This is a genomic window from Aeromonas simiae (genome assembly GCF_014892695.1).
Lineage (GTDB): Bacteria > Pseudomonadota > Gammaproteobacteria > Enterobacterales > Aeromonadaceae > Aeromonas > Aeromonas simiae.
Window position 1 is genome coordinate 3,941,014 of record NZ_CP040449.1, and the last position, 26,487, is coordinate 3,967,500.

The following is a 26,487-nucleotide window of genomic DNA, read 5'->3' on the forward strand; positions in this document are numbered from 1 at the left end:
TGCAGAAGATGCAAGGCGTCCGTGTGTAGAGAAGGTTATACCGAGAGCGGCTCGAGGGGCAGGCGGATCAGGAACTGGGCGCCCTGATCGGGCTCGCTGTGGCAGCTGATGCGGCCGCGCAGCAACTGCACCACCAGGTTGTAGATGATGTGGGTGCCGAGCCCGCTGCCCCCTTGTCCGCGCTTGGAGGTGACGAAAGGCTCGAACAGGCGCGGCAGGATCTTGGGACTGATGCCGCGACCGTTGTCGCGATAGTCGATCTCCAGCTCTCCATCCTTGACCTGCACCGTGATGGTGATGCGCTTCTGGCGATCCCAGTTCTCGAAGGCGTGATTGACCGAGTTGAGGATCAGGTTGGAGTAGATCTGGGCAAAACTGCCGGGATAGGAGTGGATCACCAGCTCGGGGTCGCAGTGGATGTCGACCTCGCACTGGGCCTTGCGCAGGCGGTGGCCCAACGATACCACCACCTGGTGCAGGTTCTCGGCCACGTTGAAGCTGTAGTGGGCCTCGGAGGATTGATCGACCGCCACCTGCTTGAAGCTGGCGATGAGTTCGGAGGCGCGGCGCAGGTTGCCCTGTAGCAGCGACATGGATTCATCAAGGTTGCTGACGAAATCGTTGAGGTAGCTGCGCGACAGCTGCTTGGCCTCGATGTGCTGCTTGAAGTCGAGCACCCGCTCTTGCAGGTAGGAGGAGGCGGTGACGCTGATGCCGATCGGGGTGTTGATCTCGTGGGCCACGCCGGCCACCAATGAGCCGAGCGAGGCCATTTTCTCCGACTCGACCAGGGTCTGCTGGGTGCGTTTGAGCTCGTCGTAGGCGCGGGTGAGCTGGCTGTTGCTCTCGCTCAGGCTGCGGGTGCGCTCATCGACCTTGGCCTCCAGCTGCTCGTTGAGCTGGATGATTTCGTGCTCCACCTGCTTGATCTGGGTGATGTCGTAGCCAAAGCCGATCAGATACTTGAGATCCGGCCCCTCGTAGAAGGGGGCGAAGCTCCACAGCAGCACCAGCTCATGGCCCTGCTGATCCAGCATGGGCACCTCTATCTCTTCGTGCGGCCTGTGCTCTTGCAGGCTGGCGGCGAGTTGGTCGCGCTGCTGGCGGTTGACGAAGATGTCATCCCAACGCTGCCCCAGAATTTCGTGCTGCACATAGCCGGTCAAGAGGATGGCGGCCGGGTTGATGCTGGCGATCGAGAGATCGGGCTCCAGGCAGCAGATGAGCACGTTGGAGGAGTTGATCAGGGTGGCGGAGAAGTCGCGCTCCTGCTGCAACTGCTCGAGGGCCTGCTGGCGGGCACTGAACTCATCGCTGAGGCGGGTTCGCATCTGGTTGAGAGCCGCCGCCAGAGAGTCAAATTCGTCCGGTTTCGGCCGTGGCAGCGGGCGCCCCTCCAGCTCGAGGGGATCACCCAGCCGATCCAGCTCGAAGTGCTCAGCGAAGTGAACGATACGGTTGATGTGGCGCACCACCATGTAATAGATGATGAGCAGGATACAGAACGAAACCACCAGGGTCTTGATGGTCTGGCTCACCAGGATCAGCACCGATTTCTCCATCAGCCGGTGATAGACCTGATCGAGCGAGGCGGCCACAAACAGTTTACCGACGACCTCCCCCTGATAGGTCAGCGAAAACTCGCGTGAGATGTCGTAATGAGGGCGCTCGGCCCCTTGCGAGAGCAAGGGTACCTCGGAGTGACCGAGGATCTCCTTGACCATGACGAACTGCATATTGGGCAGGTTCATGATCCCCTCAAGCTGTACCTTGACCTGCTCTTCATCGAGGTTCCACAGGCTGGCGGCGATGGGTTGCAGGAAGGAGGCCTCGATCTGGGTGATGCTGCTTTCGATCAGATCGACGTCCTTGCGGTAGTCCCAAGCCAGCTGCAACAAGGTGATGAGGAAGGCTAGAGCCGTACTGCAAAGCAGGATATAGGCGAGGAGCCGGTAGGAGAGGGTGTTGCCACGCATGGCCTTGATGGCCTTGGAGAAGAGTCCTGACATGTCGTCCTTGCAGTCCGGAAACCAAGAGTCGTGGGCCTAAGTGTAACCACTTCGGGGCGAACTTGGCATCAGGGATGTGAATGGGGCCTTAGTGAGTCCACGCGGCCAGTCGAGGCAAAAACTTGAGCAGACTGTGCACATGTGCTACCGCAGATACTTGATAATTGGAGTCATTACCACCATCTTAGGTAGTCCGTAACACTGCGCTTCTGAACGGCAGGGGCCGAATTACTCGAGGTATTAAGATGAGCAATCCTTTGTTGACGATGGACGGCCTGCCCCCTTTCACTCAGATCCAGCCGGAACATGCTCAGCCGGCCGTGCTGCAGGCGATCGCCGACTGCAAGCTGCGTATCAAAGAGGTGCTGGCACAGAGTGAACCGCACACCTGGGATAGCCTGGTGGCACCGCTGGAAGAGGTGAACGATCGCCTCTCGCGCGTCTGGTCACCGGTCTCCCACCTCAATGCAGTGATGAATTCCGATGCGTTGCGCGAGGCGCACGACGCTTGTCTGCCGCACCTGGCTGAGTACCAGACCTTTGTCGGCCAGCACGAGGGGCTGTTTGCCGCCTACCGCGAACTGGCCAGCAGCGATGACTACCGCCTGCTGAGCGCAGCACAGCGCAAAGAGGTCGAAAATACCCTGCGTGATTTCCGTCTCTCCGGCATCGATCTGCCGGCCGAGCAGAAACAGCGCTACGGCGAGATCCAGGCTCGCCTCTCCGAGCTGGCCTCGCGTTTTAGCAACAACGTGCTCGATGCCACCCAGGGCTGGCACAAGCTGGTGACCGACGAAGGTGAGCTGGTGGGTCTGCCGCCGAGCGCGCTGGCAGCCGCTGCGGCCCAGGCTAAGGCGCGTGACATGGAGGGGTGGCTGTTCACGCTCGATATCCCCTCTTATCTGCCGGTGATGATGTATGCCGACAACCGCTCCCTGCGTGAGGAGCTCTACCGCGCCTACGTCACTCGCGCCTCCGATCAGGGGCCCTGCGCCGGCCAGTGGGACAACAGTGCTGCTATGGCTGAGATCCTCGATCTGCGCCTGGAGCTGGCCCGATTGCTCGGGTTTGCCAGCTATGCCGAGCTGTCGCTGGCGACCAAGATGGCCCAGTCGACCGGGCAAGTGATCGGTTTTCTGGAGGATCTGGCCGGCAAGTCGCTGCCGCAGGGGCAGGCCGAGTTGCAGGAGATCCGCGACTTTGCCGCCGCCGAACACGCCATGAGTGAGCTGGCGGCCTGGGATCTGCCCTATTACGCCGAGAAGCTCAAGCAGCACAAGTTCTCCGTCTCCGATGAGCAACTGCGCCCCTACTTCCCGGCCCGCAAGGTGGTCGCCGGCTTGTTCGAGGTGGTGCGCCGGGTCTTCGGCCTGCGAGTGCGCGAGCGTCTCGGCATCGAGACCTGGCACCCGGACGTGCGCTTCTATGACATCTATGACAGCGAAGATGAACTGCGTGGCAGCTTCTACCTCGACCTCTACGCCCGCGCCAACAAGCGTGGCGGCGCCTGGATGGATACCTGTCTCGGCCGGCGTTACCGCCGCGATGGCAGTATGCAGCGGCCGGTGGCTTACCTGACCTGCAACTTCAATGGCCCGGTTGATGGCCAGCCGGCCCTGTTCACCCACAACGAGGTGGTGACCCTGTTCCACGAGTTTGGTCACGGCTTGCATCACATGCTGACCTCCATCGATGTGGCCGGGGTCGCGGGCATCAACGGAGTGCCCTGGGATGCGGTTGAGCTGCCGAGCCAGTTCCTCGAAAACTGGTGCTGGGAATCCGAGGCCTTGGCCTTCCTCTCCGGCCACTATGAAACCGGTGAGCCGTTGCCGGGTGAGTTGCTTGGCAACATGCTGGCGGCCCGCAACTTCCAGGCCGCGATGCAGATGCTGCGCCAGCTCGAATTCGCCCTGTTCGACTTCCGCCTGCATATGGATGCCCGTGCGGGTGCCGCTGGGGTGGTTGACGAGGTACTCTGCCAGGTGCGCCAACAGGTCGCGGTGTTGACGCCTCCGGCCTTCAACCGCTTCCAGCACAGCTTTGCCCACATCTTCGCCGGCGGTTATGCCGCAGGCTACTACAGCTATAAGTGGGCCGAGGTGCTGTCGGCGGATGCCTACTCCCGTTTTGAGGAGGAGGGGATCTTCAACCCACGCACCGGCGCCGACTTCCTGCAGCACATTCTGGAGCAGGGGGGCTCTCAGGAGCCGATGGCGCTGTTCCGTGCCTTCCGGGGCCGCGAGCCTCAAGTGGATGCGCTGCTGCGCCATAGTGGGATCACGGCGTGATTTTTGCTGACTGGGGGCTCTGTGCCCCCTGATTTTTTGTGTATGGTGGTATGCGTGGGCCGGTGAGCCCACTAAACCCTCCGAGAGATTCGGTTTTCCTGCTGCGCAAAGAGGCTCCCAATCTTGCCATGAGGCGAGTGCTTGATTCCGTGTACCGTGCGCTGACCGGGCTGGCTGATGTGACTGGCCTTCGGTATATCGAGCGGTTTGTCGCCGACATTGGCTCATCCGTGGAAGCGGATGCCGTCCTGATCTGCCAGCTGGGTGGCGATCGGCCGCAGCCGATTGCCCATTGGCCGGGCGAAGCCGTCGATGCGGTCGCCTTGGCCTGCCGGGGGGAACCTCTCTCTTGTCTGCTGGAACGAGGAGAGCTCTGCCTGGTTGATGGCATGGCCTCCCAATTCCCAACGACGGCGCTGGTCGGTCAGTGGGGGGCTCGGGCCTGTGCCGGCATGCTGCTGCGCAGTGCGACGGGTCAGCCGACCGGTCTGCTGTTGCTGCTCTATCGCACCCCCCAACCTGAACTGCCTCGGATCATGAGTGTGTTGCGTATGTTGGGCCCGCTGCTGGGGCGTGAACTGACGCTGATGCTCGAGCAACAACCCCAACCCTACCAACGCTGGCTCTCCCATACCCGTCGCCAGGGCACCATTGCCGCCTGGCAATGGGAGCCGCGCCGTCAGCACTTTCATGCCTCCAGCGAGCTGTGTCGACTGCTTGAGAGCGAGACGCTGACGCTGGAAAGCTGGCTGGCGATGGTGCAGCCACAGGATCGCCAGTATCTGCAGGATGCGTGGTGGCAGTTGATGAGTGGTCAGCGTGATTACTACCAGCTCGAATACCGTTTGCAGACTCCGGCGGGGACTCCCAAGCTGCTGCGCTCCCAGGTCTTCGGGGAACGCGATGAAGAGGGGATCACCTGTCTGCATGGGGTGGTGCAGGACATCACCACCCCACAGACCCTGCGTGAGGCCGAGGAGCATAACCACCTGTTGCAGGCCATGTTGGCGCACACCCGGGTGGGGATTGGTCGGCTCGATCGGCAGGGGCGGTTGCAGTGGAGCAGCCCTGCGCTCTCTCAGATGCTGGGCCAGGCGGCGGCAGTGGCTCAGCCGCTCGAGTCGTGTTATCTGGCCAGTGATTTTGCCCCCTATCGGGAGCGCTACGCGGCGCTGCTGGGCGGGGAGCCGGGTCACATCACCATGGAGCTGCGCTATGTTGGCGCCGCAGAAGAGCCGAAGTGGTGCCGCTGTACCCTGAGCCAGACCCAGGATAGCCAGAGTGACTACCTGCTACTGGTGATGGAGGATATCGATAGCAGCAAGCGCGATGCCGAGCAGTTGCGCCTCTCCCATCGGGTTTATGACAACCTCTCCGAGGCGATCCTGGTGTGCGATGCCGACAGCCGGATCATCTCTGTTAACCCGGCATTCGAGCAGATCACCGGTTATCGGCTGGACGAGGTGAAAGGGCAGCGCCCCAGCATGCTTAAGTCGGGGCTGCACGACCAAGCCTTCTACGCCGACATGTATCATGCCCTGGCCAGGGTTGGTGTGTGGCGTGGCGAGGTATGGAATAAACGCAAGAACGGCCGCATCTATCCCCAGCAGTTGATGGTGAGCAGCTTGCGTGACAATGGCCGCATCACCCAGTACATCGGCATTTTCAGCGATATTTCCCAAACCAAGCTGGCGGAGCAGAAGATTGCCAATCAGGCCAATTATGACAGCCTGACCGGCCTGCCTAACCGCTGGCTGTTTGTGCGCTGCTTGACCCGTTTCTGCGAGCGGGGCGAGCGCTTCGCCTTGATGGTGCTTGATCTCAACAACTTCAAGGCGGTCAACAACTCCATGGATCACCACGCCGGTGATGCCCTGCTGCGCGAGGTGTCGGATCGCCTGGTGAGCCGGGTTCGCACCGATGATCTGGTGGCCCGCATCGGGGGGGACGAGTTTGCCTTCCTGGTGCCGGGGATTGTCAGTCGCCGTCAGGCCGAAGTCTTTGCCAAGCAGGTGATCGGCGGCTTCAACCGTCCTTTCATGCTGGCTAACCAGCACCTCTATGTGACGGCAACCCTGGGGATCACCCTCTGCCCGAGCGATGGCAATGAAGGGGAGGTGCTGCTGCGCAACGCCGAGCAGGCGCTGTTTGAAGCCAAGCGAAAGAGCCGGCCGCTGGCGGTCTATTGCTCCTCGATGCGGGAGGAGGTGAAGATCCGCCACCAGATGCAGCAGGATCTGGCCGAGGCGATCAAACAAGGCCACCTTTCTATGGCCTATCAGCCTATCTGGGACAACCACTCGGGGCGGGTGGCCAAGCTGGAGGCGCTGGTGCGCTGGTACCATCCCCAGTGGGGGCAGGTCTCGCCGGCCGACTTCATTCCGATGGCGGAAGAGGCGGGTCTCATTCAGGGGCTGGGCGAGCAGGTGCTGTGGCAATCTTGCCGCGATCTGGCGCGGCTCAAAGGGGCTGGATTTAGCGATCTGCAGATGTCGATCAACCGCTCCACCCTGGAGTTCCAGACGATCGATACCGAGGGGAGCGAGTGGCTCAAGGTGATCCACCACTTCGGGCTCGACCCACGCGACATCGTCATCGAGATCACTGAAACCCTGCTGATGGATGCCGGCGAGCAACACCGGCTGCGCATCGAGGCGCTGCGCCGTGCTGGCTGTCAGATCGCCATCGATGATTTCGGCACCGGCTATTCGGCCCTCAACTACCTGCGCACCTTCCCGGTCGATCTGGTCAAGATCGATCGCTCCTTCGTACGCCATATCCCCTTCAATGAGCAGGACCGCATGTTGCTGGAGGGGATCATCAGCATCGTGCACAACCTGGGCATGCAGGTGGTGATCGAGGGGGTCGAGACGCGTGAGCAGCTCAACTTCCTGAGCAGCAAGGGGTGTGCTTATACCCAGGGGTTCTTGCTCAGCAGGCCGCTGCCGTTTGAGGATCTGCTCGCCTATCTACGACTCAATCACGGGGCGCTCGAGCAGCCTTCGCCTGCACTGGCCAGCCTCTCCTAATCGGGCTGTGATACACTGCGCGGCAGTGATCCCAGTCCGGCAATGACGAATGCAAATCCTGATTGAAGACCCCTCCAGGGCCGCCGAGGCGGCCAGCCTGTATGAGCGCCTCGCAGGCGTTACCCTGCCCGATTTTGCTCTGGTGCTGACCCATGAGCGGCTGGAGCTGCGCAAGCTGGATGAACCCAAACTGGGGGCCATCTATGTGGATTTCGTTGAGGGGGCGGTGGCCCATCGGCGCAAGTTTGGTGGCGGGCGTGGCCAGTCCATCGCCAAGGCGGTTGGTCTCAAAGCGGGGGCCAACCCCAGCGTGGTCGATGCCACCGCCGGTCTTGGCCGCGATGCTTTCGTGCTGGCTTCGCTCGGTTGTCAGGTCACGCTGATCGAGCGCAGCCCTGTGGTGGCGGCCCTGCTTGAAGACGGGTTACAGCGAGCGGCGCAGGATCCCGAGATTGGGCCCTGGGTGCGTGAGCGTATGCACTTGCTGCATGGGCCTGCCGTGGAAACCTTGCGCCACTTGCCGGGGCGACCCGATGTGGTCTATCTCGACCCCATGTTTCCACACAAACAGAAGTCGGCGTTGGTAAAGAAAGAGATGCGGGTCTTTCAGTCGTTGGTGGGGGCGGATTTGGATGCCGATGTTCTGTTGCCAGCCGCACTTACGGTGGCGCAGAAGAGAGTGGTGGTAAAACGGCCTGATTATGCCGGTTGGTTGAACGAGCAGAAACCGAGCATGGCCATCGAGACCAAGAGTAACCGCTTCGATGTCTATGTGGTCGGTGCATTGCCGGCCTGATTGAGGCGAGTCAGAGAAAGGCCCATAAAAAGATGGGGGCGACTTTCGTCGCCCCCGGTAGTCGTATCGTTCAATTCCGTGAACGTGGTTGCTCCCTGCAATCCCTGACTATACCTCTTCCCTTAGGTTTCCCCTTCCCAATCCTTTGGGGTGTCCTTGCGGCCATCATGGCCTGATGAGTCATCCTGTCCCATCACACTTTCTCCATCCTGGGAGGTGTCCTTTGCCACATCCTGTGGCTCGTCCATTTGCCCTACCCTGGCAGCCGACCGTCCTAGTCGACTTCATTGCGTCCGTGCAGGAGTGAATATAAGGGTTTTCCTCTGCCGCTCAATCAGCTCCTGCTATTTTTGTTGAGATAAAATGTGTGCGATGAGATTAAAAACCATTAAATGTATTTAAAATCAAATTCTTATGTTTGGTTGTGTGGCTTGTGGATGGATCGATATCCGTATCTTGCTGCTACATTGCAGGTGTAATGCTTACGAGGTCGATGGCAAATGTCTCACAAGGATAATAATCAAGAGCGGACTCGATAAGCGCTTTCAGACGAAGAGGGGGGGTGAGTGGGAAAATGAAGCAATAAGAAAGGGGGACAGCCATTGCTGTCCCCCTGAGTCGTGGTGTCCAATCCGTGAACTGCTGTGCTCCCTGCACATCCCTGACGACATCCCTTCCTTAGGAATATCCTCTTCCCAATCCTTCGGGGTATCCAGTGCCTCCTGGCTTAGCAACCATCCTGGTCACCGCACTCTACTCCGTCCTGGAGGTGTCCTTTACCGCATCCAGCGGGGTTCCCTGTTCATCCGTGATACATGGCCATCCAGCCATGGGATTCATCCTGAACCTGTCCACCCATCACTCCGATGGGGTTCCTTGCATCCTGCCGAGGGTCATTCCTAACCACTCATCCCTACCATGGGATTCCTACCTTCCAGGTTGATGGCACTCCGTCCATCACCGCGTCCTTCTGAGATTCATCATAAAGTGTTGTGCCGGTGGAACAAGGCACTGTGCTACTCAAGAAAATCCACGTGTTTTTAAAAAACCTTAAAAATGATAAAAATTTAATTATTATCAATGAGTTAATTTGCGTGTAATGAAAAGCTCAGTGGTTAGGAAATGGTTTGCGCACGTGGTGAGACACACTCCTCTCACATGGGGTATGGCGAATGTCTCACAAAGATGAACCTCTAGGTTGGCCTATTTATCCAGAATAAAGTGTTACGCGGGCCAAACATGTTGAATTTTTGTCCAACTTGTTTGAGCCAACTTGTTTGAGATAGGGGCACGGGGTCAGTAAAAAGAGAAAGGCGCATGACGCGCCTTCTTCTGGGAGGAGGTTTTATTCGGGGAGTTCTTGCTGCTGTAACTCGATCAGCGCCTGCTGGTCGCTACATGAGAGCCCAAGCTCTTCGCAGGCCTGCTCGAAGCTGATCCCCAGATGGCACATCATGATGTCGATGGCGGGCAGGTAGTTTTTCATCTTTTCGTCCATGTTGGGTTTCCTTGGCGATTCTTATGCCTCAGTGCTCCATGTGCCTCAATTAGACTTTAGGCTAATCGGGTCGCCCTCTGCCGTCCGCCTCTGCTTTTTGTTAGTCTTGCTGGCGCAAGTCTGCTCGGTCGTGTGGCAGGGGAGTGAGAGATGTTTTTGAGTGTCCTGATTATTGCGTCCGGCTGGTGGCATGTGCGGGCCCTCGGAGAGGGATTACGGCGACAGCTCTATATCAGCAAGGTGTTGACGATGCTGCTGATCATCGCGTTGGCGTTCAACTATCGGGGTTATGACCAAGATGGTTCCCATGCCTGGATCTTGCTGGGACTGTTTCTTTCGTTGGCAGGGGATATCCTGCTGATGCTGCCCTCCGATCGCTTTGTGCACGGTCTTATCGCCTTTCTGGTGGCGCACTTGTGCTACATCGTCGGTTTTGCCCAGGGCCCACTGGTGCTCAAGTTGCTCGATGGCTTGTTGCTGCTTGCGCTGGCCGCCACCGTATTTGGTCTGTTGTGGCATGGGTTGGCTGAGATGCGCCTGCCGGTATTGGTCTACATGCTGACGATTCTTGCCATGGTCTGGGTAGCCGCCGGCGCTTGGCATGCTTCACTGACCGCAGGTACGGCGGCCGCTCTGGTGGGGGGGCTGTTGTTTCTTTTCTCCGATGGGGTGCTGGCTCTGGATCGTTTCTTTCGTCCCATTCCACAAGCCCCGGCCTGGGTGATGAGCAGCTACTTTGCTGCCCAGTTCCTGATGGCCGCCTCACTGGCTGGCTAAGCGCCAATAAAAAGCCCCCTGGCGGGGGCTTGATTCAACAGGTCGGACAGCAGGCGCGTATGGTTCGCTGCATCTTGCTGCTCAGGAGCGGCAGTATGTTGTCGGCCAGCGCCTGGAAACGGCCCATGTCGGGTTTGCACTCAGGATCCAGGTACCCTTCGCTGCGCAAGGTATGCACCAGGGTTGTGAAGAGCTTCTGATCGAAGAACTCGGGGGCATTGATGCCGTGCAAGGTGCCGAGACGTTCGGCCATCATCATAGCGTCGGCTTCCAGTTGCTCTGCGGCGACACCGGGCTGGGCCAGCACTCGGGTCAGCACAATGGCGTAACGTTGCAGCGTCTCTTGAATACTCTCCGCCAGCAGCAGTAACCGCATCTGATTGCTCGGATTGACCCAGAATCCTTCCTCCTGCCGCAAGATCAGCTGCTCTTGCTCGAAGACTGCCAGCAGCTCGCTGACTCGTTCCGGTATCGCCTCTTCAGGGAAGTGGAGGAACAGCTCCCGTTGCAGCAGCGGATAGATATCGACGCAGCGGCCGATGATTTCACTCTCTCCGAGCCCTTCACAGCGATCGATCAGCGCCGCGACCAGGGAGGGCAGGGCCAGCAGGTGAAGGATGTTGTTGCGGTAATAGGTAAGCAAAATCGCCTGATAGCGATCCAGGCTGATGATCTGGCCCAGCTTGTCTTCGCTGACCTCAAATTTATTGAGTTCAATCGCCTGATCGAGCAGCTCCTTGGCGCTGTTGTCGGGCACAGTGCTGTAGGGGCCATAGGGCGCTTTGCGCAGCAGGGTGAGGTAGGTCTCTATCTGTGCTTCCAGCTCGTCACGGGTCAGCGCATGTCGCTCCGAGGCGAGCAGCGCCACGGCGCTCAGGGTCAGGCCATTAACCGCAGCCGCTCCGTTGATGCGGGTCATCAGCATATCGGCGAGGTGGTTGACGGTGGGGGCCATCCACTGCGGCCGTTCCTCTTCGCTGGCATGGTCGCGCCATTCAGGCACATGTTCGCTCAGGTAGGTGTTGAGGGTCAGCGGCTCGCCGAAGTTGACGAAGCCCCGGCCATAGTTGCGCAGTTTGCGCAGTATGCCGATCACCTGCAGGAAACTCTCTTTCTCCTTGCGACTCCCCTGCAACTCCTGATGGTAGGTGTTCACCTCCATCACATGTTCATAGCCGAGGTAGACGGGGACGAAGGTGACGGGTCGATCCAGCCCGCGCATCATGGCCTGCAGCGTCATGGCCAGCATACCTGTCTTGGGTGGCAACAGGCGCCCGGTGCGCGAGCGTCCCCCTTCGGTGAAGAACTCGACCGAATAGCCCTTGGCAAACAACAGGTTCAGGTATTCACGAAACACAGTGCTATAGAGCGGGTTGCCCTTGAAGGTGCGACGGATGAAGAAGGCTCCACCACGGCGGAACAAGGGGCCGGCCGGCCAGAAGTTAAGGTTGATCCCCGCAGCGATGTGGGGTGGCACCATGCCCTGGTGATAGATGACATAGGAGAGCAGCAGGTAGTCCATGTGGCTGCGGTGACAGGGCACGTAGACGATTTCATGCCCCTCTTGGGCCAACTGACGCACCCGTTCGGCCCCGTTCACCGAGAGACCACGGTAGAGCTTGTTCCAGAGCCAGCCGAGGATGCTGTCACCGAGGCGGATCAGGCGATAGGAGAAATCGGAGGCGATCTCATCCATATAGCTGAGGGCCCGCTTGTGCGCCTTTTCCTCGCTGATGCCCTCGCGGATCGCCTCGTGGCGAATGGCATCTTGAATGATGCTTGAGTCGAGCAGCTGCCGGAACAACAGGTGGCGGTTGGGCAGCTTGGGGCCGGTGGCGGCCAGCTGCTGGCGACCGAAGTGGAAGCGAGCCACCCGCGCCAGCTTGTGGGCGATGGCTTGGTCGGTGCCGTGTCGGTCAGCCATGTGACGAAGGGACACGGGCGGGGAGAAGCGCACCAGGTTTTCACGTCCTTTGAGGGCGACGATGAGCCCTTTCTTCAGCATGTTGGGGGCCAGGCTGCTGATAATGCTGAGGCTGGATGCCTCCTCACCTTCGCGCCCAGGGGCCCGTCCCCAAAACAGGGTCACCGGCACCAGCTGGATGTCGAGCGCGGGATCCTGCTTATGCAGGTCGAGAAGTTGCTGAAACTCCTGCAAGAAGGGCAGTGGTTCGCTGCGCTTGCCAAACAGGGGCGGCGGGCGATCCAGGCAGACATAGCGTGGCAGCGATTGTCCACCTAGCTCGAGCGGAGTGAAGGGACCGGGCAGGTAGAGATCTTCGCAGCACTGCTGCAAGGTCAGCAGGTCGGTGATGGAGCTGGTCTTGAGGGCATAAACGATGGGGCGCTCAGGATCCAGCTTCAGCTCTGCGATGGGGTTTTCCGGCAGGCTCTTGTGATTGACCAGCCAGCGTACGGGCCATTGCAACATGGCGCGGGAAATGCTCTGCCCAAGGGACATCGGTATTGCTTCTCCTGTAAAAAGGCCGCAGGAGAATAACAAATCGCCATCGTTTTGTCGCATAGAGGTACGATGAGTGTGGGTCGCGGGGCGGGATCACTCAGGCGCGCCCTTTTGGCTTGCCTTGGCATGGATACTGTATATACTGCCAGTGTGCTGTATAAAAAGACAGGTGCCGATCATGAAACCCCTTACTCCCAGGCAATCCCAAGTGCTGGAGCTCATCAAGAGTAATATGAGCGAAACCGGCATGCCGCCCACCCGTGCCGAGATTGCCCAGAAGCTCGGTTTCAAGTCGGCCAATGCGGCCGAGGAGCATCTCAAGGCCTTGGCCAAGAAGGGCGCCATCGAGATCATGCCGGGTACCTCGCGCGGCATCCGTCTGTTGATCGAGGAAGAGGAGGCCGCCAACGAAGAGAGTGGGTTGCCGCTCATCGGCAAGGTGGCGGCAGGGGAGCCGATCCTGGCTCAAGAGCATATCGAGAGCCACTATCAGGTCGATCCCACACTGTTTCATCCTCGGGCTGACTTCCTGTTGCGGGTGCAGGGCATGAGCATGAAGAACATCGGCATCATGGATGGCGATCTGCTGGCGGTGCACAAGACCCAGGAGGTGCGTAATGGCCAGGTGGTGGTCGCGCGGGTCGATGACGATGTCACGGTCAAGCGCTTCCAACGCAAAGGCAACCAGGTGTGGTTGCTGCCTGAGAACGAAGAGCTCTCTCCCATTCAGGTCGATCTCTCTTGCCAGCAGTTGGCTATCGAGGGATTGGCGGTCGGTGTGATTCGCAACGCCGACTGGATGTAAACGACGGGGCCGATGGCCCCGTTTTCGTCTCTAACTCCTTTCTGCCATACATCAGGGACTTGCCATTGGGCATGTGTCCCGACCTCGCTGTGCCCACCGGTTATCGTCTATATCCTTTGTATTGAAGCGGAAGGTCATCTCACGGCCCACCAGGCAACAATCTCCGCAAGAATAAACATTTATTGACACGGAAATAGGTGTGGCGTCATCCGGCGCCGCAGGAAATCGTGGTTCTGCCCGGTAAGGAGGACAGATATGTTGATACGTTCTCACCCTCATGCTCAGCCACTTACCCGCATTACGCGTTGCATCGGAGGGAGCTGGTTGACCCGTTTCTATGGGCTCTGGTTACAACGCAGGGAAAACGGTTGGTCGCTGTGGTTAGGCTGTCCGCACAGCAAGATCGTGCATCTTATTCGGTTGCTACAACACCATCCGCAACGCTACGAAAAACCGGCAACCGTGATCCCGCTGCACGGCTGGCACGCACGCCACGGCAGAATTTCTACCCCCCATTCTGGACAATAATCCAGATCGGCATGGTCTCTAAAGGGGGGTGGCAACGGCGAGTTTCCGGGTACAATAGAATCTATTGTCTCATGAGCAAGGTTTGCCGCATATGTTCAGATGGCGTTATGTATTGCCAGCCGCGGTCATCATAGTGGCTGGTGCGTTGCTGTATCCGACGCTTTTGCATCAACCGCTCCCTGAGTTTGCCAACTATTTTACCAAGCCCCACGCCCTGAATGTCTTTCACCTGAAAGAGTCGGATGGAACTAGTTTTACCAAGGATGAGCTGAAGGGGCGTTGGTCGTTCGTCTTCATTGGGTACACCTTCTGTCCCGATATCTGTCCGACCACACTGGCCGATCTTCGTGCCATCTACCCCACGCTCAAGGAGACGGACCCGAGCAGTCAAGTGGTCTTCGTCTCGGTGGATCCGAAGCGGGATGATCTGCAGCGTCTGAGTGGCTATACCCGTTTCTTCAGTCCGGAGTTCAAAGCGGTAACCGGAACCCAGGTGGAGCTCTATTCGTTCGTGCGCAACCTCGGTTTGGTTTACTCGATCGTCGATGAAGACGCGGAGCGTAAGGATTACCTGATCGATCACTCGGCTTCTATCGTGCTCATCAATCCGGATGGTGATATCCAGGCCGTATTCCGTCCGGAGCCTCGTCGCTCGCAGCCTCCTGAGGTTTCGATGCAGAAGATGGCGGCTGACTTCTCGCGCATCGTCGCACTCTACCATTCGGCCTCATGAGGCCACTCCCCCCCGCATGGGCGGCGCAGCGGCAGTTGTTAGCCCTGGCGCTGCCCATGCTGCTTTCGAACATCACAGTACCCCTGCTTGGTCTGGTCGATACCTGGGTGATTGGTCATCTGGGGGAGACGGCTCTGCTCGGCGGGGTGGCGGTCGGGGCGACCCTGGTTAACCTGCTTTACTGGGTGCTGGGTTTTCTGCGCATGTCGACCACGGGGCTGACGGCCCAGGCGCTGGGCGGCAACGATCAGGAGGCGCTCACGCTGCTATTGGGGCGTGGCCTGCTGCTAGCGGTGTTGTTGTCATTGCCGGTGCTGCTGCTGCGTCATCCGCTCGGTGAGTTGGCCCTCAGTTGGAGTGATGCTTCACGCGAGGTGCAGGAATATGCATTCTCCTATTTGACGATCCGGCTGTGGGGGGCGCCAGCGGCGCTGTGCAATCTGGTGATCCTGGGCTGGTTGCTGGGCCGGCATGATGCTCGCAGCCCCATGTGGCTGCTCATCGCCAGTAACCTGCTCAACATAGTGCTGGATCTCGCGTTGGTATGGGGGCTGGGATGGCGCGTCGAAGGGGTCGCGCTGGCATCCATGCTGGCGGATTATGCTGCGCTGGCGCTGGGTATCGTCTTGATCGGCCGGCATATCCCTCTTGCCGAGTTGTGGCGCAGCTGGCGTGGCAAGTTGTTTGCTCTTGCCCCTTACCGCCGGTTGCTGGCGCTCAACCGCGACATCTTCATCCGGGCGCTCTGCTTGCAGCTCTGTTTTGCCTTCATGACCTTTCAAGGGGCGCGGCTGGGAGATGTGGTCGTGGCGGCCAATGCGGTGCTGCTCAACTTCCTGATGTTGATCTCCTACGGCCTGGATGGTTTTGCCTACGCGGCCGAGGCGCTGGTCGGCAGGGCCGTGGGTGCCCGTCATCGCCCTCAGCTGGCGCAGGCCATCAGGCTGAGTGTCGGCTGGTCGTTTGGCGTCGCTCTGCTCACCTCGCTGCTGTTTGCCCTGGCTGGCTCTTCGCTGGTAGCGGCCATGACCTCCATGACTGACGTCATTGCCGAGGCGCAGCGCAACCTGCCCTGGCTGATCGCCATGCCGCTGCTGGCGGTTTGGTGTTATCTGCTCGATGGCATCTTCATCGGCGCAACCCGGGCCCGCGAGATGCGCGACAGCATGCTGCTGGCGGTGCTGTGCGGTTATTTCCCGGTTTGGTGGCTGCTGCGTGACTCAGGCAACTTGGCGTTGTGGGCGGCGCTCGCCGCCCTCATGGTCGGTCGGGCATTAGGGCTGGGCTGGTGGCTGCATCGCCTGTGGCACAGCCGGGCCCTGGTCGACTAGCGCACGTCGAGCGCGCCGGGATAGCCCAGCTGGCGCCAGCTCTCATAGACGAAGATGGCGACGGCATTGGAGAGGTTGATGCTGCGGCTGTCCGGCCGCATCGGGATGCGCAGGCGCTGCTCGAGTGGCAGGCTCTCGATGACCTCCAGCGGAAGACCTCGGCTCTCCGGGCCAAACAGCAGGGCATCGCCCAGTGCGAAGTGGGCGTCGGAGTGGCAGGCGCGCCCCTTGGTGGTGCAGGCAAACAGCCGCTGCGGGGCCACTGCTGCCAGGCAGCTGGCCAGATCCGGCCAGCGCTTCACATCGGCAAACTCGTGGTAATCCAGCCCCGCCCGCTTGACGCGCTTGTCATCCCAGGCAAAGCCCAGCGGCTCTATCAGGTGCAGCCGATAGCCGGTATTGGCGCACAGGCGGATGATATTGCCGGTATTGGGGGGAATTTCCGGCTGGTAGAGGATGACGTCCAGCATGGTTGGCTCCAGCTATGGGCAGGGGGCGGCCAGCATACCGGCTCAGGCCGGGCTTGAGAAGCGCCCGCCCAGCGGTAGACGGATCTCGATGCGCAATCCCTTGGGAGGGTGATTGCCGGCATGGATACGGCCGCCGTGGTGGGCGATGGCCTCGGCCGCAATGGCTAACCCAAGGCCGGTGCCTCCGCTGCTGGCGTTGCGGGCCCCATCGACCCGGAAGAAGGGCAGAAAGAGCCGCTCCAGCAGCTCTGGCGGGGCGCCCGGCCCGTCATCGACGATCTCGAGTACCCACTCCCGCTCCTCCTGCCACCACTCCAGCGTGACTTGCCGCTCGGCGTAGCGCAGCGCATTGCGCAGCGGGTTCTCGATTGCCCGTGCCAGCAGCTCGGGCCAGATGTTCAGCGTCAAGTCGGGCAGCGAAGGGTAGTGCAACAGGATGCCGCGCTCGCCCGCCTCGAAGCCGGCATCTTCCAGCATGGGTTCAAGTACTTCTGCCAGCGGCATCAGGCGCGGTGGCTCGCTGTGCTGTTGCAGTCGCGACAGGGTTAGCAGATCGCCTATCAGGGCGTCGAGTTTGTGGATCTCGCTGGCGATGCGCTCTAGCTCCGGGCTCTCTCCCTGCTTGCGCCGCGCCAGCGACTGGGCCAGCAGCATCCGGGTCAGTGGGCTGCGCAGCTCGTGGGAGATATCGGAGAGCAGCCGTTTTTGCTCTTCGATCATGCTCCTTAGGTTTTCCACCATGTGCTCTATGCTGTCGGCCAGAACCCCGATTTCATCGCGCCGGCGCAGATGAGGGATACGGGTGTTAAGCTCGCCGGCCGCAATGCGCGAGACCGCTTTTTGTAAGGCCAGGGTGGGACGGGTCAGGCGCCAGGCCATTAGCAGACAGAAGGGGGTGCTCACCAGCATGGCGGTGGTCAGTACCCGCACCGGGTGATCGAGGATGGAGAGCAGCAGTGACTGGCTCTCGAGTGCTCGGCTCAGATAGACCAGGTAGGTCTGATCCTTGTGATGCAGTGGAAAGGGGCCAGCCAGCAGGCGTGACTCGTGGCGGCGCATCATGGGTTTGCCCGGCTCATCCGAATCGAGCATGAAGCGCATGATGTTTTTGTCTGGATGGCGGGTGCTCTGCACCACGTCATTCCCGTGGCGGATATAGATGTCACGGATATTGAGCTGGCCCGACTGCTGCAACATGGTGGCCAGATCGAGCTCCTGGCTGCGGCCGGCCAGCCGGCTGAGGGTGTCGATGATGAACTGCTGCTGCTGTTGCTCGGCCTCCGGCAGCGGGGCCAGATTGCGCGGGTCCAGGGTCGGCAATATGGTGACTGCCGCCAGCATCAGCAGCAGCATGCCCCAGAACCAGAGAAACAGCCGGGTGGTCAGGCTGTGCAGGTGCAGACCGCTCACTCCCCCTCCAACCAGATGTAGCCCTTGCCCCGCACCGTCTTGAAACGGGGGTGGCCGTCACTGCGCTCCGGCAGCTTCTTGCGCAGGTTGCTCAGGTGCATATCGATGGCCCGATCGAACGGCTCCAGCGGTTTGCCGAGCACCTGTTCCGAGAGCTGGTTCTTGCTGACCAGCTGGCCAGGGTGGCGCAGCAGACACTCGAGCAGGCCGAATTCGGTGGCGGTCAGCTCAAGCGGCTGGCCATGGCAGGTGGCGAGCTGGCTGCCCGGTTGCAGGCGCAGATCCATGAAGCGCAGCTCTTCGCCAGTCGCGTGGCGCTGCTGGCTCTGGGTGCGGCGTAAAATGGCGCGGATGCGGGCCAGCAGCTCCCTGTCGTCAAACGGCTTGGCCAGGTAGTCATCGGCGCCACTCTCGAGCCCCTGCACCCGGTCCTGGCTGTCGCCCCTGGCGGTCAACATCAACACGGGGGTGTCCCACTCCCGGCGCAGGGTGGCCAGCATGTCGAAGCCGTTCATGTTTGGCATCATCACATCGAGCAGGATCAGATCGAAGCGAGACTCGGTAAGCCGCTGCAAGCCGCTGATGCCATCACAGGCGACCGTCACCTGAAATCCTTCCAGAGTCAGGATTTCGTTGAGCAGCGTAGTAAGGTCGCTATCGTCATCGACCAGCAGGATCTTGTTCATGAGAGCGTCCAGAGCAATTTGGCCGCTTAAAGTGGCCTTCCATGCGGGTATAATATGCATTTACTTTCAGGAGGAAAGCGGCTTTGAGCCATGACAACTATTCCCGGCTGGTGACCCTGGCCGGTGTGGCGGCCATCACGACCGCGACCCTGCTCATCATCGGTAAGCTGATCGCCTGGCTGATGACCGACTCGGCCAGCCTGCTGGCCTCCCTGACCGATTCTTTCATGGATGTCAGCGCGTCGGTCATCAATCTACTGGCGATCCGCTATGCCCTTGCACCCGCAGATGATGAGCACCGCTTCGGCCATGGTAAGGCCGAGTCGTTGGCTGGGCTCATCCAGGCGGCGTTTATCTCTGGCTCCGCCTTCCTGCTGGTGATGCACGGGATCTCCTCCCTGCTGCAACCGGGCCCACTGCCTCGCCTTGAGGCCGGTCTCTGGGTCAGTGGCGGCTCCATGGTGTTGACCCTGCTGCTGGTCACCTTCCAGAGCTTCGTCATCCACCGCACCGGCAGTGTGGCGGTCAAGGCCGACATGCTGCACTATCGCTCGGATCTGTTGCTCAATGGCGGGGTGTTGCTGGCGCTGGTGCTGGCAGGACAGGGCTGGTACTGGGCCGACGGCGCCTTTGCCATCGCCATCGGATTGATGCTGTTGTGGGGAGCGGTGCACATTGGCTGGGAGTCGGTGCAGGCATTGCTGGATCGCCAGTTGCCTGTCGAGGTGCAACAGCGAATAATGGAGCTTTGCTGCCAGGTCGAGGGTGTGCACGGGGTGCATGATCTGCGAACCCGCCAATCCGGCCCGACCCGCTTCATCCAGTTGCACTTGGAACTCGATGACCGCCTGCCCTTGGTGGAGGCGCACCGTATCGCAGACGAGGCGGAGGCAGCACTACTTCGCAGCTTCGAGCGCACCGATGTCATTATTCATATGGACCCCATGTCGGTCGTGAGCAAAGAAGCTGCTTCATCGGGTCCACAACCATCATAGGCAGGAACATGGACGACCTCGTTGCCCAAACCTGGCACAAGATCCGGCAGGAGGCCGCCCAGATGGCGGCCGCCGAGCCCATGCTGGCCAGTTTTTTTCACTCCACCATTCTCAATCACCGTAACCTGGGCAGTGCCCTGAGCTTCCAGCTTGCCAACAAGCTCGACAGCGCCACCATGCCGGCCATCAGCCTGCGCGAGATCATCGAGCAGGCCTTCGCCAGTGAGCCTGAGCTGCTTGCCATCGTCTCTGCCGATATCTGTGCGGTGCAGGAGCGGGATCCAGCCGTTGAATGGTTCTCTACGCCGCTGCTCTATCTCAAGGGGTTCCATGCCCTGCAAGGTTACCGGGTGGCCAACTGGCTGTGGCGCCAGGGGCGTAAGCCGTTGGCGCTCTACCTGCAAAACCAGATATCGGTGGTGTTTGGTGTCGATGTGCATCCGGCGGCCCGTATCGGCAAGGGAATCATGTTCGACCATGCCACCGGCATCGTGGTGGGGGAAACCGCCGTCATCGAGGATGACGTGTCGATCCTGCAAAGTGTGACGCTAGGAGGCACTGGCAAGGAGGGGGGCGACCGTCATCCCAAGATCCGTGAAGGGGTGATGATCGGTGCTGGGGCCAAGGTGCTCGGCAACATCGAGGTGGGGCAGGGAGCCAAGATCGGCGCCGGTAGTGTGGTGATCGGGCCCGTCCCACCGCATACCACGGTGGCGGGTGTTCCTGCCAAAATCGTTGGCCATCCCGGCTGTGACAAGCCTTCTCTCGACATGAACCAGGGTATCTGATCCCTTCGGAGTCTGCATGGCCAAGCGTTGGTCAGGGTATCTCATCCTGGCGATGTGGCTGCTCAATTTGCTGGCCCTCTATCTTGGTGCCTCGGTGTGGCCTGCGGCGCTGGCCGCCTGGGGGGCATCGCTGCTGACCTGGCCCTATCTGGTGGGTGCCGCCCGCCGGCAGGCGCTGGCCCTTTATGGTGCGGCCCTGTTGCTGGGTCTGTTTGCCTGGAGCCAGGGAGCCAGTTTTGAGGCGGCGCAGTGGCTGCTGCCCAATATCAACATGCTCACCATGTTTGCTGCCGTCAGCACGCTCAACCTAGCGAGCGGTGGTCTGGCTGCCGGTAGCGAGGCTTGGTCGGGGCGCAAGGGGCTGTGGAGCACCATGGCCAGCCTCAACCTGCTCGGCGCCGTGATCAATCTCTCGGTGCTCTTCATCATTGGTGATCGTTTGGAGCGGGGGGGAACTCTGGAGCGGCGCCAGGTCATGGTGCTGAGCCGCATCTTCAACGTGGCCGCCTTCTGGTCCCCCTTCTTCGTTGCCATGGCGGTGGCACTCACCTATGCCCCAGGGCTGACTCTCTCCGCCATCTTGCCCTTCGGTATTCTCGGTGCGCTGGCGGCGATGGGGATCACGGCGTGGCAGGTGGAGCGGCTCGGTCTGGAGGGGTTTAACGGTTTTCCCCTGCATGCCCGCTCTCTGGCTCTGCCGGTGGCGTTGGCCATCGCGGTATTGCTGGTCAAACAGCTCTGGCCCTCGCTCTCTATCCTGGCCATCATCGCCCTGATGGCGCCGCTGCTGGCCCTGCTTTTTATGCCGCCGCAGGGGCGGGGAGCGGCACTGAAACGCCAGGTGCGCGAGCGTTTCCCGGCCATTGGTGGCCAACTGGTGTTGTTCCTAGGGGCCGGGTTACTGGCTGCGGGGATTCACAGTGCGGTGTCGGTGCTCAGCCTGGGTGGGATGGATCTGCCACTTTTCAACCACTTCGGCGCTATTGAGGCCAGTTTGGTGCTGCTGGTGATGCTGCTGGTGGCCATCCCTGGGGTGCATCCCATCATCAGCATCTCGGGGTTGGCCCCCCTCATCTGGCCGCTTAACCCGGATCCTAACCTGCTTGGTATGACGTTCCTGCTGGGATGGGGGCTGGCGACCGGCACCAGCCCGCTGTCGGGGTCTAACCTGGCCCTGTCGGCTCGTTACGGAGTTGGTGCTGGCCAGTTACTGCGCTGGAACCTCGGTTACGGGGCCCTGCTCTATCTGGTCTGCTGCCTGTTGCTTGCCGGGTACGCCTGGTTGCACGTTGGGATTTGACGCAGATTTGAGCACTAGCCGGCGGCGTGCCGCAAATTGTCTGGCTTCGGCTTGTTTGACCCGGCGCCATCAGGGTATGCTCCCCCTACGCGCTTGGGATGGCCCGCGTCGGGCTACGCACTTGAACATGAAGGGTATTGACTATGTCTCTTGAAGTCCTTGAACAACTTGAATCCAAAGTCCAGACCGCCGTTGACAACATCTCCTTGCTGAAGATGGAGCTGGACGAGCTCAAAGAGCAGAACGACAAGCTGCAGGAAGAGAATCACCAGCTGCGTAACGAGCACCAAGCCTGGCAGGAGCGTCTGCGTGCCCTGCTCGGTAAGATGGATCAGATGGGTGAGTCGGTTTAAGACACGCTGTTGAGTCGATCGAAAGAGGCCGCATCATGCGGCCTCTTTGTATTTGTGAGGTATTTGTGAGGATCAGCACATGGCGAGTAGCTGCTTGACCGTTTTCTCGATCCCCTCGGCCGCCTCGGCGATAGAGCCGGCCAGCATGTAGGCCGGGGTGGAGATCACCTTGCGCTCCTGATCGACGACAAATTCATTGACCGGACAGGCTAGGTGGGCACCGCCCATGGCCTCGATGGTGGTGGCCGTCTCCTGATCATCCCCGATGGTGACCAGCGTGCCTTCACCATAGATCAGCGGGATCATGACCGGCGCGATGCACAGATAGGCCGCGGGTTTGCCGGCCACAGCGAAGCTCTGGCAGGCGCGCAGCACATCCGGCTGTAGATGGGTCTTGGCTCCCGTGAAGGCGAAGTCACACAGGTTTTTGGCGGCACCAAAGCCACCGGGCAGCAGCAGGGCGTCAAAGTCGGCGGCATCGAGTTCCTTCACGTCGCGGATCTGGCCGCGGCTGATGCGGGCCGCCTCGACCAGCACGTTGCGTGTCTCTCCTTCGCTGACTTGCCCGGTCAGGTGGTTGATGACATGGTGCTGGGGGATGTCGGGGGCGAAGCAGTGGTAGTCTGCACCCAGGCGGGAGAGCGCCAGCAGGCTGATGACGGCTTCGTGGATCTCGGCGCCATCAAACACGCCGCAACCACTCAAAATCACTGCCACTTTTTTCATTTCAGACTCCTTGTTTGCCGAAAGTGTGAGGTTGCTGCCATCGTGGCAATTTCGCCTGCATGGCTCGGGCGGTCGTCTGGCGGGCAAGGATCCTTGTGCTAGGATCGTTACTCGCTTGATCTCCCCCGGTTTCAGTTGTGATATTTTGTCCACATTCTCCATCAGGATAGAATGTGCGTTCACAAGCTATCCTTGTTATGCAACTGTATGATTTTAATCTTGTTTTGTGTGTTTGTCACAGCTTTGCCACCGATGTGTGGTGGCATTGCCATTTTTGACCACAGAGTTATCCACAGGGTTAGGTGATCCTTTCGCCGGATCCCCACCTTGGTCATGCCCGCACCCTGTGGCATCCTACCCGCTGTTTTCGTGAATTCAGGACTCCCCCATGGCTCACCCCCTCATTCTGGTTGATGGTTCTTCCTATCTCTATCGGGCCTTCTTTGCCTCCCAGCAGGCCGATCTGCGCACCTCCTCCGGCATGCCTAGCGGCGCCGTGCGGGTGATGACCAACATGCTGCGCAGCCTGCTCAAGCAGTATCCGGAGAGCCATGTGGCCGTGGTGTTTGATGCCAAGGGCAAGACCTTCCGCAATGATCTCTATGCCGATTACAAGGCCCACCGTCCGCCGATGCCGGACGATCTGCGCAGTCAGGTTGAACCGATTCATCGCATTATCCGCGCCATGGGGTTGCCGCTGCTCATCATTGAGGGGGTTGAGGCGGACGACGTCATCGGCACCCTGGCGCGGGAAGCTACCGAGAAGCAACTGCCGGTACTCATCAGCACCGGGGATAAGGATATGGCCCAACTGGTGTCGGATCATGTGACCCTGATCGACACCATGAAGGATCAGGTGACCGACCGTGACGGTGTTGTCGAAAAGTTCGGTGTGCCGCCTGAACTCATCATCGACTACCTGGCGCTGATGGGGGACAAGGTGGACAACATTCCGGGCATGCCCGGAGTGGGTGAGAAGACCGCCCTGGCCCTGTTGCAGGGGATCGGTGGCATCGATGCGATCGCCGCCAACCTGGACAAGGTAGCCGCGCTCGGTTTTCGCGGCTCCAAGACCTTTGCCGATAAGTTCCGCGAGCAGGAAGCGATGGTGCGCCTCTCCTATACCCTAGCCACCATCAAGACCGACGTGGAGCTGGCGGTGGCCATTGAGCAGCTCGAGCTGGCACCGGTGGATAAAGAGAGTCTGCTCGATGTTTATCGAGAATATGAGTTCCGTAATCTCATCAAGGAGCTGGAAGAGGGCGACAATGCCGAGGAGGCAGAGGCCGAGCCGGCGGCGCCGGCCATTGAGACCGAATACGCCTGTGTACTGGACGAGGCCGAGCTGGATGGCTGGATTGAACGCCTGAAGGGGGCCGAGCTGTTTGCCTTCGACACCGAGACGACCAGCCTGGACTACATGGAGGCGCGCATCGTCGGCGTATCGTTCGCCATCGAACCGGGCAAAGCGGCCTATGTGCCGTTCGGCCACGACTACTTAGGGGCGCCGGCTCAACTGAGCGAAGAGCTGGTGCTCGGTAAACTCAAGCCGCTATTGGAAGACGCGACTCTGCGCAAGGTGGGGCAGAATCTCAAGTACGATCGCAACGTGCTGCTCAATCATGGCATCGAGCTGCGTGGCATCGCCTATGACACCATGCTCGAATCCTACGTGCTCAACTCCACCGGCAGCCGCCACGATATGGATACCCTGGCCCAGAAGTATCTGGGGGTGGAGACCATCACTTTTGAGTCGATCGCCGGTAAAGGGGTCAAGCAGTTGACCTTCAACCAGATTGAGTTGGAACAGGCCGCCCCCTATGCAGCGGAAGATGCCGACATCACCCTGCGCCTGCACCATGCCCTGTGGACACAGTTGAGTGCGGTGGAGCGTCTGGCGGGCGTGTTCCGAGACATCGAGATGCCGCTGCTTAGCGTGCTTGCAAGGATGGAGCGACTGGGTACCCCGATCGAGCCCAAGCTGCTGCACCAGCAGAGCCAGGAGATTGAGACGCGTCTGCGTGAACTGGAGCAGGAGGTACACGCACTGGCTGGTGAAGAGTTCAATCTGGGCTCCCCCAAGCAGTTGGGTGAGATCCTCTTTACCAAGCTGGGGCTGCCGGTCATCAAGAAAACGCCCAAGGGGGCCCCCTCCACCGCCGAGGAGGTGCTGGCCGAGCTGGCTGAAACCTATGAACTGCCGCGCCTGCTGATGGAGCACCGTGGGTTGGCCAAGCTCAAGTCGACCTATACCGACAAGCTGCCGCTGATGATCAAGCCGCAGACCGGCCGGGTACACACCTCCTATCACCAGGCGGTGGCGGCGACCGGGCGCCTCTCTTCATCGGATCCCAACCTGCAAAACATCCCGGTGCGCAACGAGCAGGGGCGCCGCATTCGTCAGGCCTTTGTGCCCAGCCCCGGCTTCAAGCTGGTGGCGGCCGACTACTCCCAGATTGAGCTGCGCATTATGGCGCACCTCTCCGGCGACAAGGGGTTGCTGACCGCCTTTGCCGAAGGTAAGGATATCCACCGCGCCACGGCCGCCGAAGTGTTTGGGGTTGAGCTGACCGCTGTGACCAGCGACATGCGCCGCAGCGCCAAGGCGATCAACTTCGGCCTGATTTATGGCATGAGCGCCTTTGGTCTGGCCAAGCAGCTTGGTATCGGCCGTGCCGAAGCGCAGAAGTACATGGATCTCTATTTCGAGCGCTACCCTGGGGTGCTCGAGTATATGGAGCGCACCCGCCAGCAGGCCGAGGCTCAGGGCTATGTCGAAACCCTGTTTGGCCGTCGTCTCTATCTGCCGGAGATCAAATCTCGCAACGCCGGCCTGCGTAAGGCCGCCGAGCGTGCTGCTATCAACGCTCCTATGCAGGGGACGGCGGCGGATATCATCAAGCGAGCCATGATAACGGTGGACGATTGGATCCAGACCGAGGGCGGGGATGACATCCGCATGTTGATGCAGGTGCACGATGAACTGGTATTCGAGATCCGTGAAGAGCGGGTGGCGGCGCTGGTACCGGCCATCAAGAGCATGATGTCGGCAGCGGCTGAGCTGCATGTTCCGCTGGTGGTCGAGGCGGGAACGGGTGACAACTGGGATCAGGCCCACTAAGGTTCGTCACCATCACGACTCCTCCTTATATAGAGATGAAGAGAGCCCGGCGTTGCCGGGCTCTGTCCATTCAGAGGGTAGCCTGCTCGGCCAGGTATTCATCCTTGAGCAGGACATAGTTATCGGCTGACTGCTTGAGAAAAGCGATCTCATTTTCATTCAGCGGGCGCGCCTGACGCATCGGGTTGCCCATATAGAGGTGGCCGGAGAGCAGCCGTTTGCCTGGCGGCACCAGGGTGCCGGCCCCGATCATGACATCGTCCTCCACTATGGCCCCATCAAGTAAAATGGCGCCCATCCCGACCAGCACCCGGTTGCCGATCGTGCAGCCGTGCAGCATCGCCTTGTGGCCGACAGTCACATCCTCGCCGATGATGAGG

Annotated in this window: 20 protein-coding genes (1 of these 20 only partly in view); 12 read left to right on the top strand and 8 right to left on the bottom strand. The window is 60.3% G+C overall.

What is annotated here, in order from left to right; genetic code table 11:
- Positions 1 to 35: 35 nt before the first annotated feature.
- Complete coding sequence (locus FE240_RS18780; protein WP_042044602.1) at positions 36 to 2,009, bottom strand: PAS domain-containing sensor histidine kinase; 1,974 nt, start codon at positions 2,007 to 2,009, stop codon at positions 36 to 38.
- A 245-nt stretch (positions 2,010 to 2,254) separates the two neighbouring features.
- On the opposite strand from FE240_RS18780, the gene prlC reads away from it, so the two are divergent.
- The 3 genes from prlC (at position 2,255) to FE240_RS18795 (ending at position 8,122) form a co-directional block, all read left to right on the top strand.
- Positions 2,255 to 4,297, top strand: coding sequence for an oligopeptidase A (prlC, locus tag FE240_RS18785; RefSeq protein ID WP_042044601.1), 2,043 nt, complete (start codon positions 2,255 to 2,257; stop codon positions 4,295 to 4,297).
- A gap of 137 nt (positions 4,298 to 4,434) precedes the next feature.
- The gene (locus FE240_RS18790) at positions 4,435 to 7,326 is read left to right on the top strand and encodes a sensor domain-containing protein (RefSeq protein WP_193002871.1); all 2,892 of its coding nucleotides are present in this window, start codon (positions 4,435 to 4,437) and stop codon (positions 7,324 to 7,326) included.
- A 49-nt stretch (positions 7,327 to 7,375) separates the two neighbouring features.
- Positions 7,376 to 8,122, top strand: a complete 747-nt coding sequence (locus FE240_RS18795) for a class I SAM-dependent methyltransferase (RefSeq protein ID WP_042044600.1) — start codon at positions 7,376 to 7,378, stop codon at positions 8,120 to 8,122.
- 1,345 nt (positions 8,123 to 9,467) lie between these two features.
- On the opposite strand, the gene FE240_RS18800 is transcribed toward FE240_RS18795, so the two are convergent.
- Positions 9,468 to 9,620 (bottom strand): hypothetical protein, encoded by a 153-nt coding sequence (locus FE240_RS18800; protein WP_193002872.1) that lies wholly within the window; start codon positions 9,618 to 9,620, stop codon positions 9,468 to 9,470.
- A gap of 150 nt (positions 9,621 to 9,770) precedes the next feature.
- Between FE240_RS18800 and FE240_RS18805 the strand changes: the two genes are divergently transcribed.
- On the top strand, positions 9,771 to 10,397 hold the full coding sequence (locus tag FE240_RS18805) for a lysoplasmalogenase (RefSeq protein ID WP_042044598.1): 627 nt from the start codon (positions 9,771 to 9,773) through the stop codon (positions 10,395 to 10,397).
- A 34-nt stretch (positions 10,398 to 10,431) separates the two neighbouring features.
- On the opposite strand, the gene plsB is transcribed toward FE240_RS18805, so the two are convergent.
- Positions 10,432 to 12,858, bottom strand: coding sequence for a glycerol-3-phosphate 1-O-acyltransferase PlsB (plsB, locus tag FE240_RS18810; RefSeq protein WP_042044597.1), 2,427 nt, complete (start codon positions 12,856 to 12,858; stop codon positions 10,432 to 10,434).
- A 181-nt stretch (positions 12,859 to 13,039) separates the two neighbouring features.
- On the opposite strand from plsB, the gene lexA reads away from it, so the two are divergent.
- From lexA to dinF, 3 genes are all read left to right on the top strand, one after another.
- Positions 13,040 to 13,666 (top strand): transcriptional repressor LexA, encoded by a 627-nt coding sequence (gene lexA, locus FE240_RS18815; protein ID WP_042044595.1) that lies wholly within the window; start codon positions 13,040 to 13,042, stop codon positions 13,664 to 13,666.
- A gap of 619 nt (positions 13,667 to 14,285) precedes the next feature.
- Positions 14,286 to 14,927 (top strand): SCO family protein, encoded by a 642-nt coding sequence (locus FE240_RS18820; RefSeq protein ID WP_042044594.1) that lies wholly within the window; start codon positions 14,286 to 14,288, stop codon positions 14,925 to 14,927.
- Positions 14,924 to 16,258: an MATE family efflux transporter DinF gene (dinF, locus tag FE240_RS18825; RefSeq protein WP_042044593.1), complete on the top strand. Its 1,335-nt coding sequence runs from the start codon at positions 14,924 to 14,926 to the stop codon at positions 16,256 to 16,258. The genes FE240_RS18820 and dinF overlap by 4 nt, the downstream gene beginning before the upstream one ends.
- Here the strand turns inward: dinF and trmL are convergent.
- Genes trmL through FE240_RS18840 form a run of 3 tightly spaced genes read right to left on the bottom strand, consistent with a single transcriptional unit; the run spans position 16,255 to position 18,824 of the window.
- Positions 16,255 to 16,728, bottom strand: coding sequence for a tRNA (uridine(34)/cytosine(34)/5-carboxymethylaminomethyluridine(34)-2'-O)-methyltransferase TrmL (trmL, locus tag FE240_RS18830; protein WP_042044592.1), 474 nt, complete (start codon positions 16,726 to 16,728; stop codon positions 16,255 to 16,257). The two genes, dinF and trmL, sit on opposite strands and share 4 nt — an antisense overlap.
- 42 nt (positions 16,729 to 16,770) lie before the next feature.
- Positions 16,771 to 18,081: an ATP-binding protein gene (locus FE240_RS18835; RefSeq protein ID WP_193004602.1), complete on the bottom strand. Its 1,311-nt coding sequence runs from the start codon at positions 18,079 to 18,081 to the stop codon at positions 16,771 to 16,773.
- A 53-nt stretch (positions 18,082 to 18,134) separates the two neighbouring features.
- Entirely contained in the window at positions 18,135 to 18,824 is a 690-nt protein-coding gene (locus tag FE240_RS18840) for a response regulator (RefSeq protein ID WP_042044591.1), read from the bottom strand.
- A gap of 83 nt (positions 18,825 to 18,907) precedes the next feature.
- On the opposite strand from FE240_RS18840, the gene fieF reads away from it, so the two are divergent.
- The 4 genes from fieF (at position 18,908) to FE240_RS18860 (ending at position 22,260) form a co-directional block, all read left to right on the top strand.
- Positions 18,908 to 19,819 carry a cation efflux pump FieF gene (gene fieF, locus FE240_RS18845; RefSeq protein WP_042044590.1) on the top strand — a complete coding sequence of 304 codons (912 nt, stop codon included), beginning with the start codon at positions 18,908 to 18,910 and terminating at the stop codon, positions 19,817 to 19,819.
- An 8-nt stretch (positions 19,820 to 19,827) separates the two neighbouring features.
- A complete protein-coding gene (cysE, locus tag FE240_RS18850) occupies positions 19,828 to 20,607 on the top strand; it encodes a serine O-acetyltransferase (RefSeq protein ID WP_193002873.1) in 780 nt (259 codons plus the stop codon).
- Positions 20,608 to 20,623: 16 nt separating this feature from the next.
- Positions 20,624 to 21,907, top strand: coding sequence for a hypothetical protein (locus tag FE240_RS18855; RefSeq protein WP_193002874.1), 1,284 nt, complete (start codon positions 20,624 to 20,626; stop codon positions 21,905 to 21,907).
- Positions 21,908 to 22,050: 143 nt separating this feature from the next.
- On the top strand, positions 22,051 to 22,260 hold the full coding sequence (locus FE240_RS18860; protein ID WP_042044587.1) for a cell division protein ZapB: 210 nt from the start codon (positions 22,051 to 22,053) through the stop codon (positions 22,258 to 22,260).
- Positions 22,261 to 22,332: 72 nt separating this feature from the next.
- Here FE240_RS18860 and elbB read toward each other — a convergent pair whose 3' ends face one another.
- Positions 22,333 to 22,986, bottom strand: a complete 654-nt coding sequence (gene elbB, locus FE240_RS18865; RefSeq protein ID WP_193002875.1) for an isoprenoid biosynthesis glyoxalase ElbB — start codon at positions 22,984 to 22,986, stop codon at positions 22,333 to 22,335.
- A 388-nt stretch (positions 22,987 to 23,374) separates the two neighbouring features.
- On the opposite strand from elbB, the gene polA reads away from it, so the two are divergent.
- Positions 23,375 to 26,107, top strand: a complete 2,733-nt coding sequence (polA, locus tag FE240_RS18870; RefSeq protein ID WP_193002876.1) for a DNA polymerase I — start codon at positions 23,375 to 23,377, stop codon at positions 26,105 to 26,107.
- A 70-nt stretch (positions 26,108 to 26,177) separates the two neighbouring features.
- Here the strand turns inward: polA and FE240_RS18875 are convergent, their stop codons facing one another.
- Positions 26,178 to 26,487: the 3' portion of a gamma carbonic anhydrase family protein gene (locus tag FE240_RS18875; RefSeq protein ID WP_193002877.1), read on the bottom strand. It continues 239 nt past the right edge of the window; 310 of the gene's 549 nt are visible here — the last part of the coding sequence; its start codon lies off the right edge, out of view; the stop codon is at positions 26,178 to 26,180.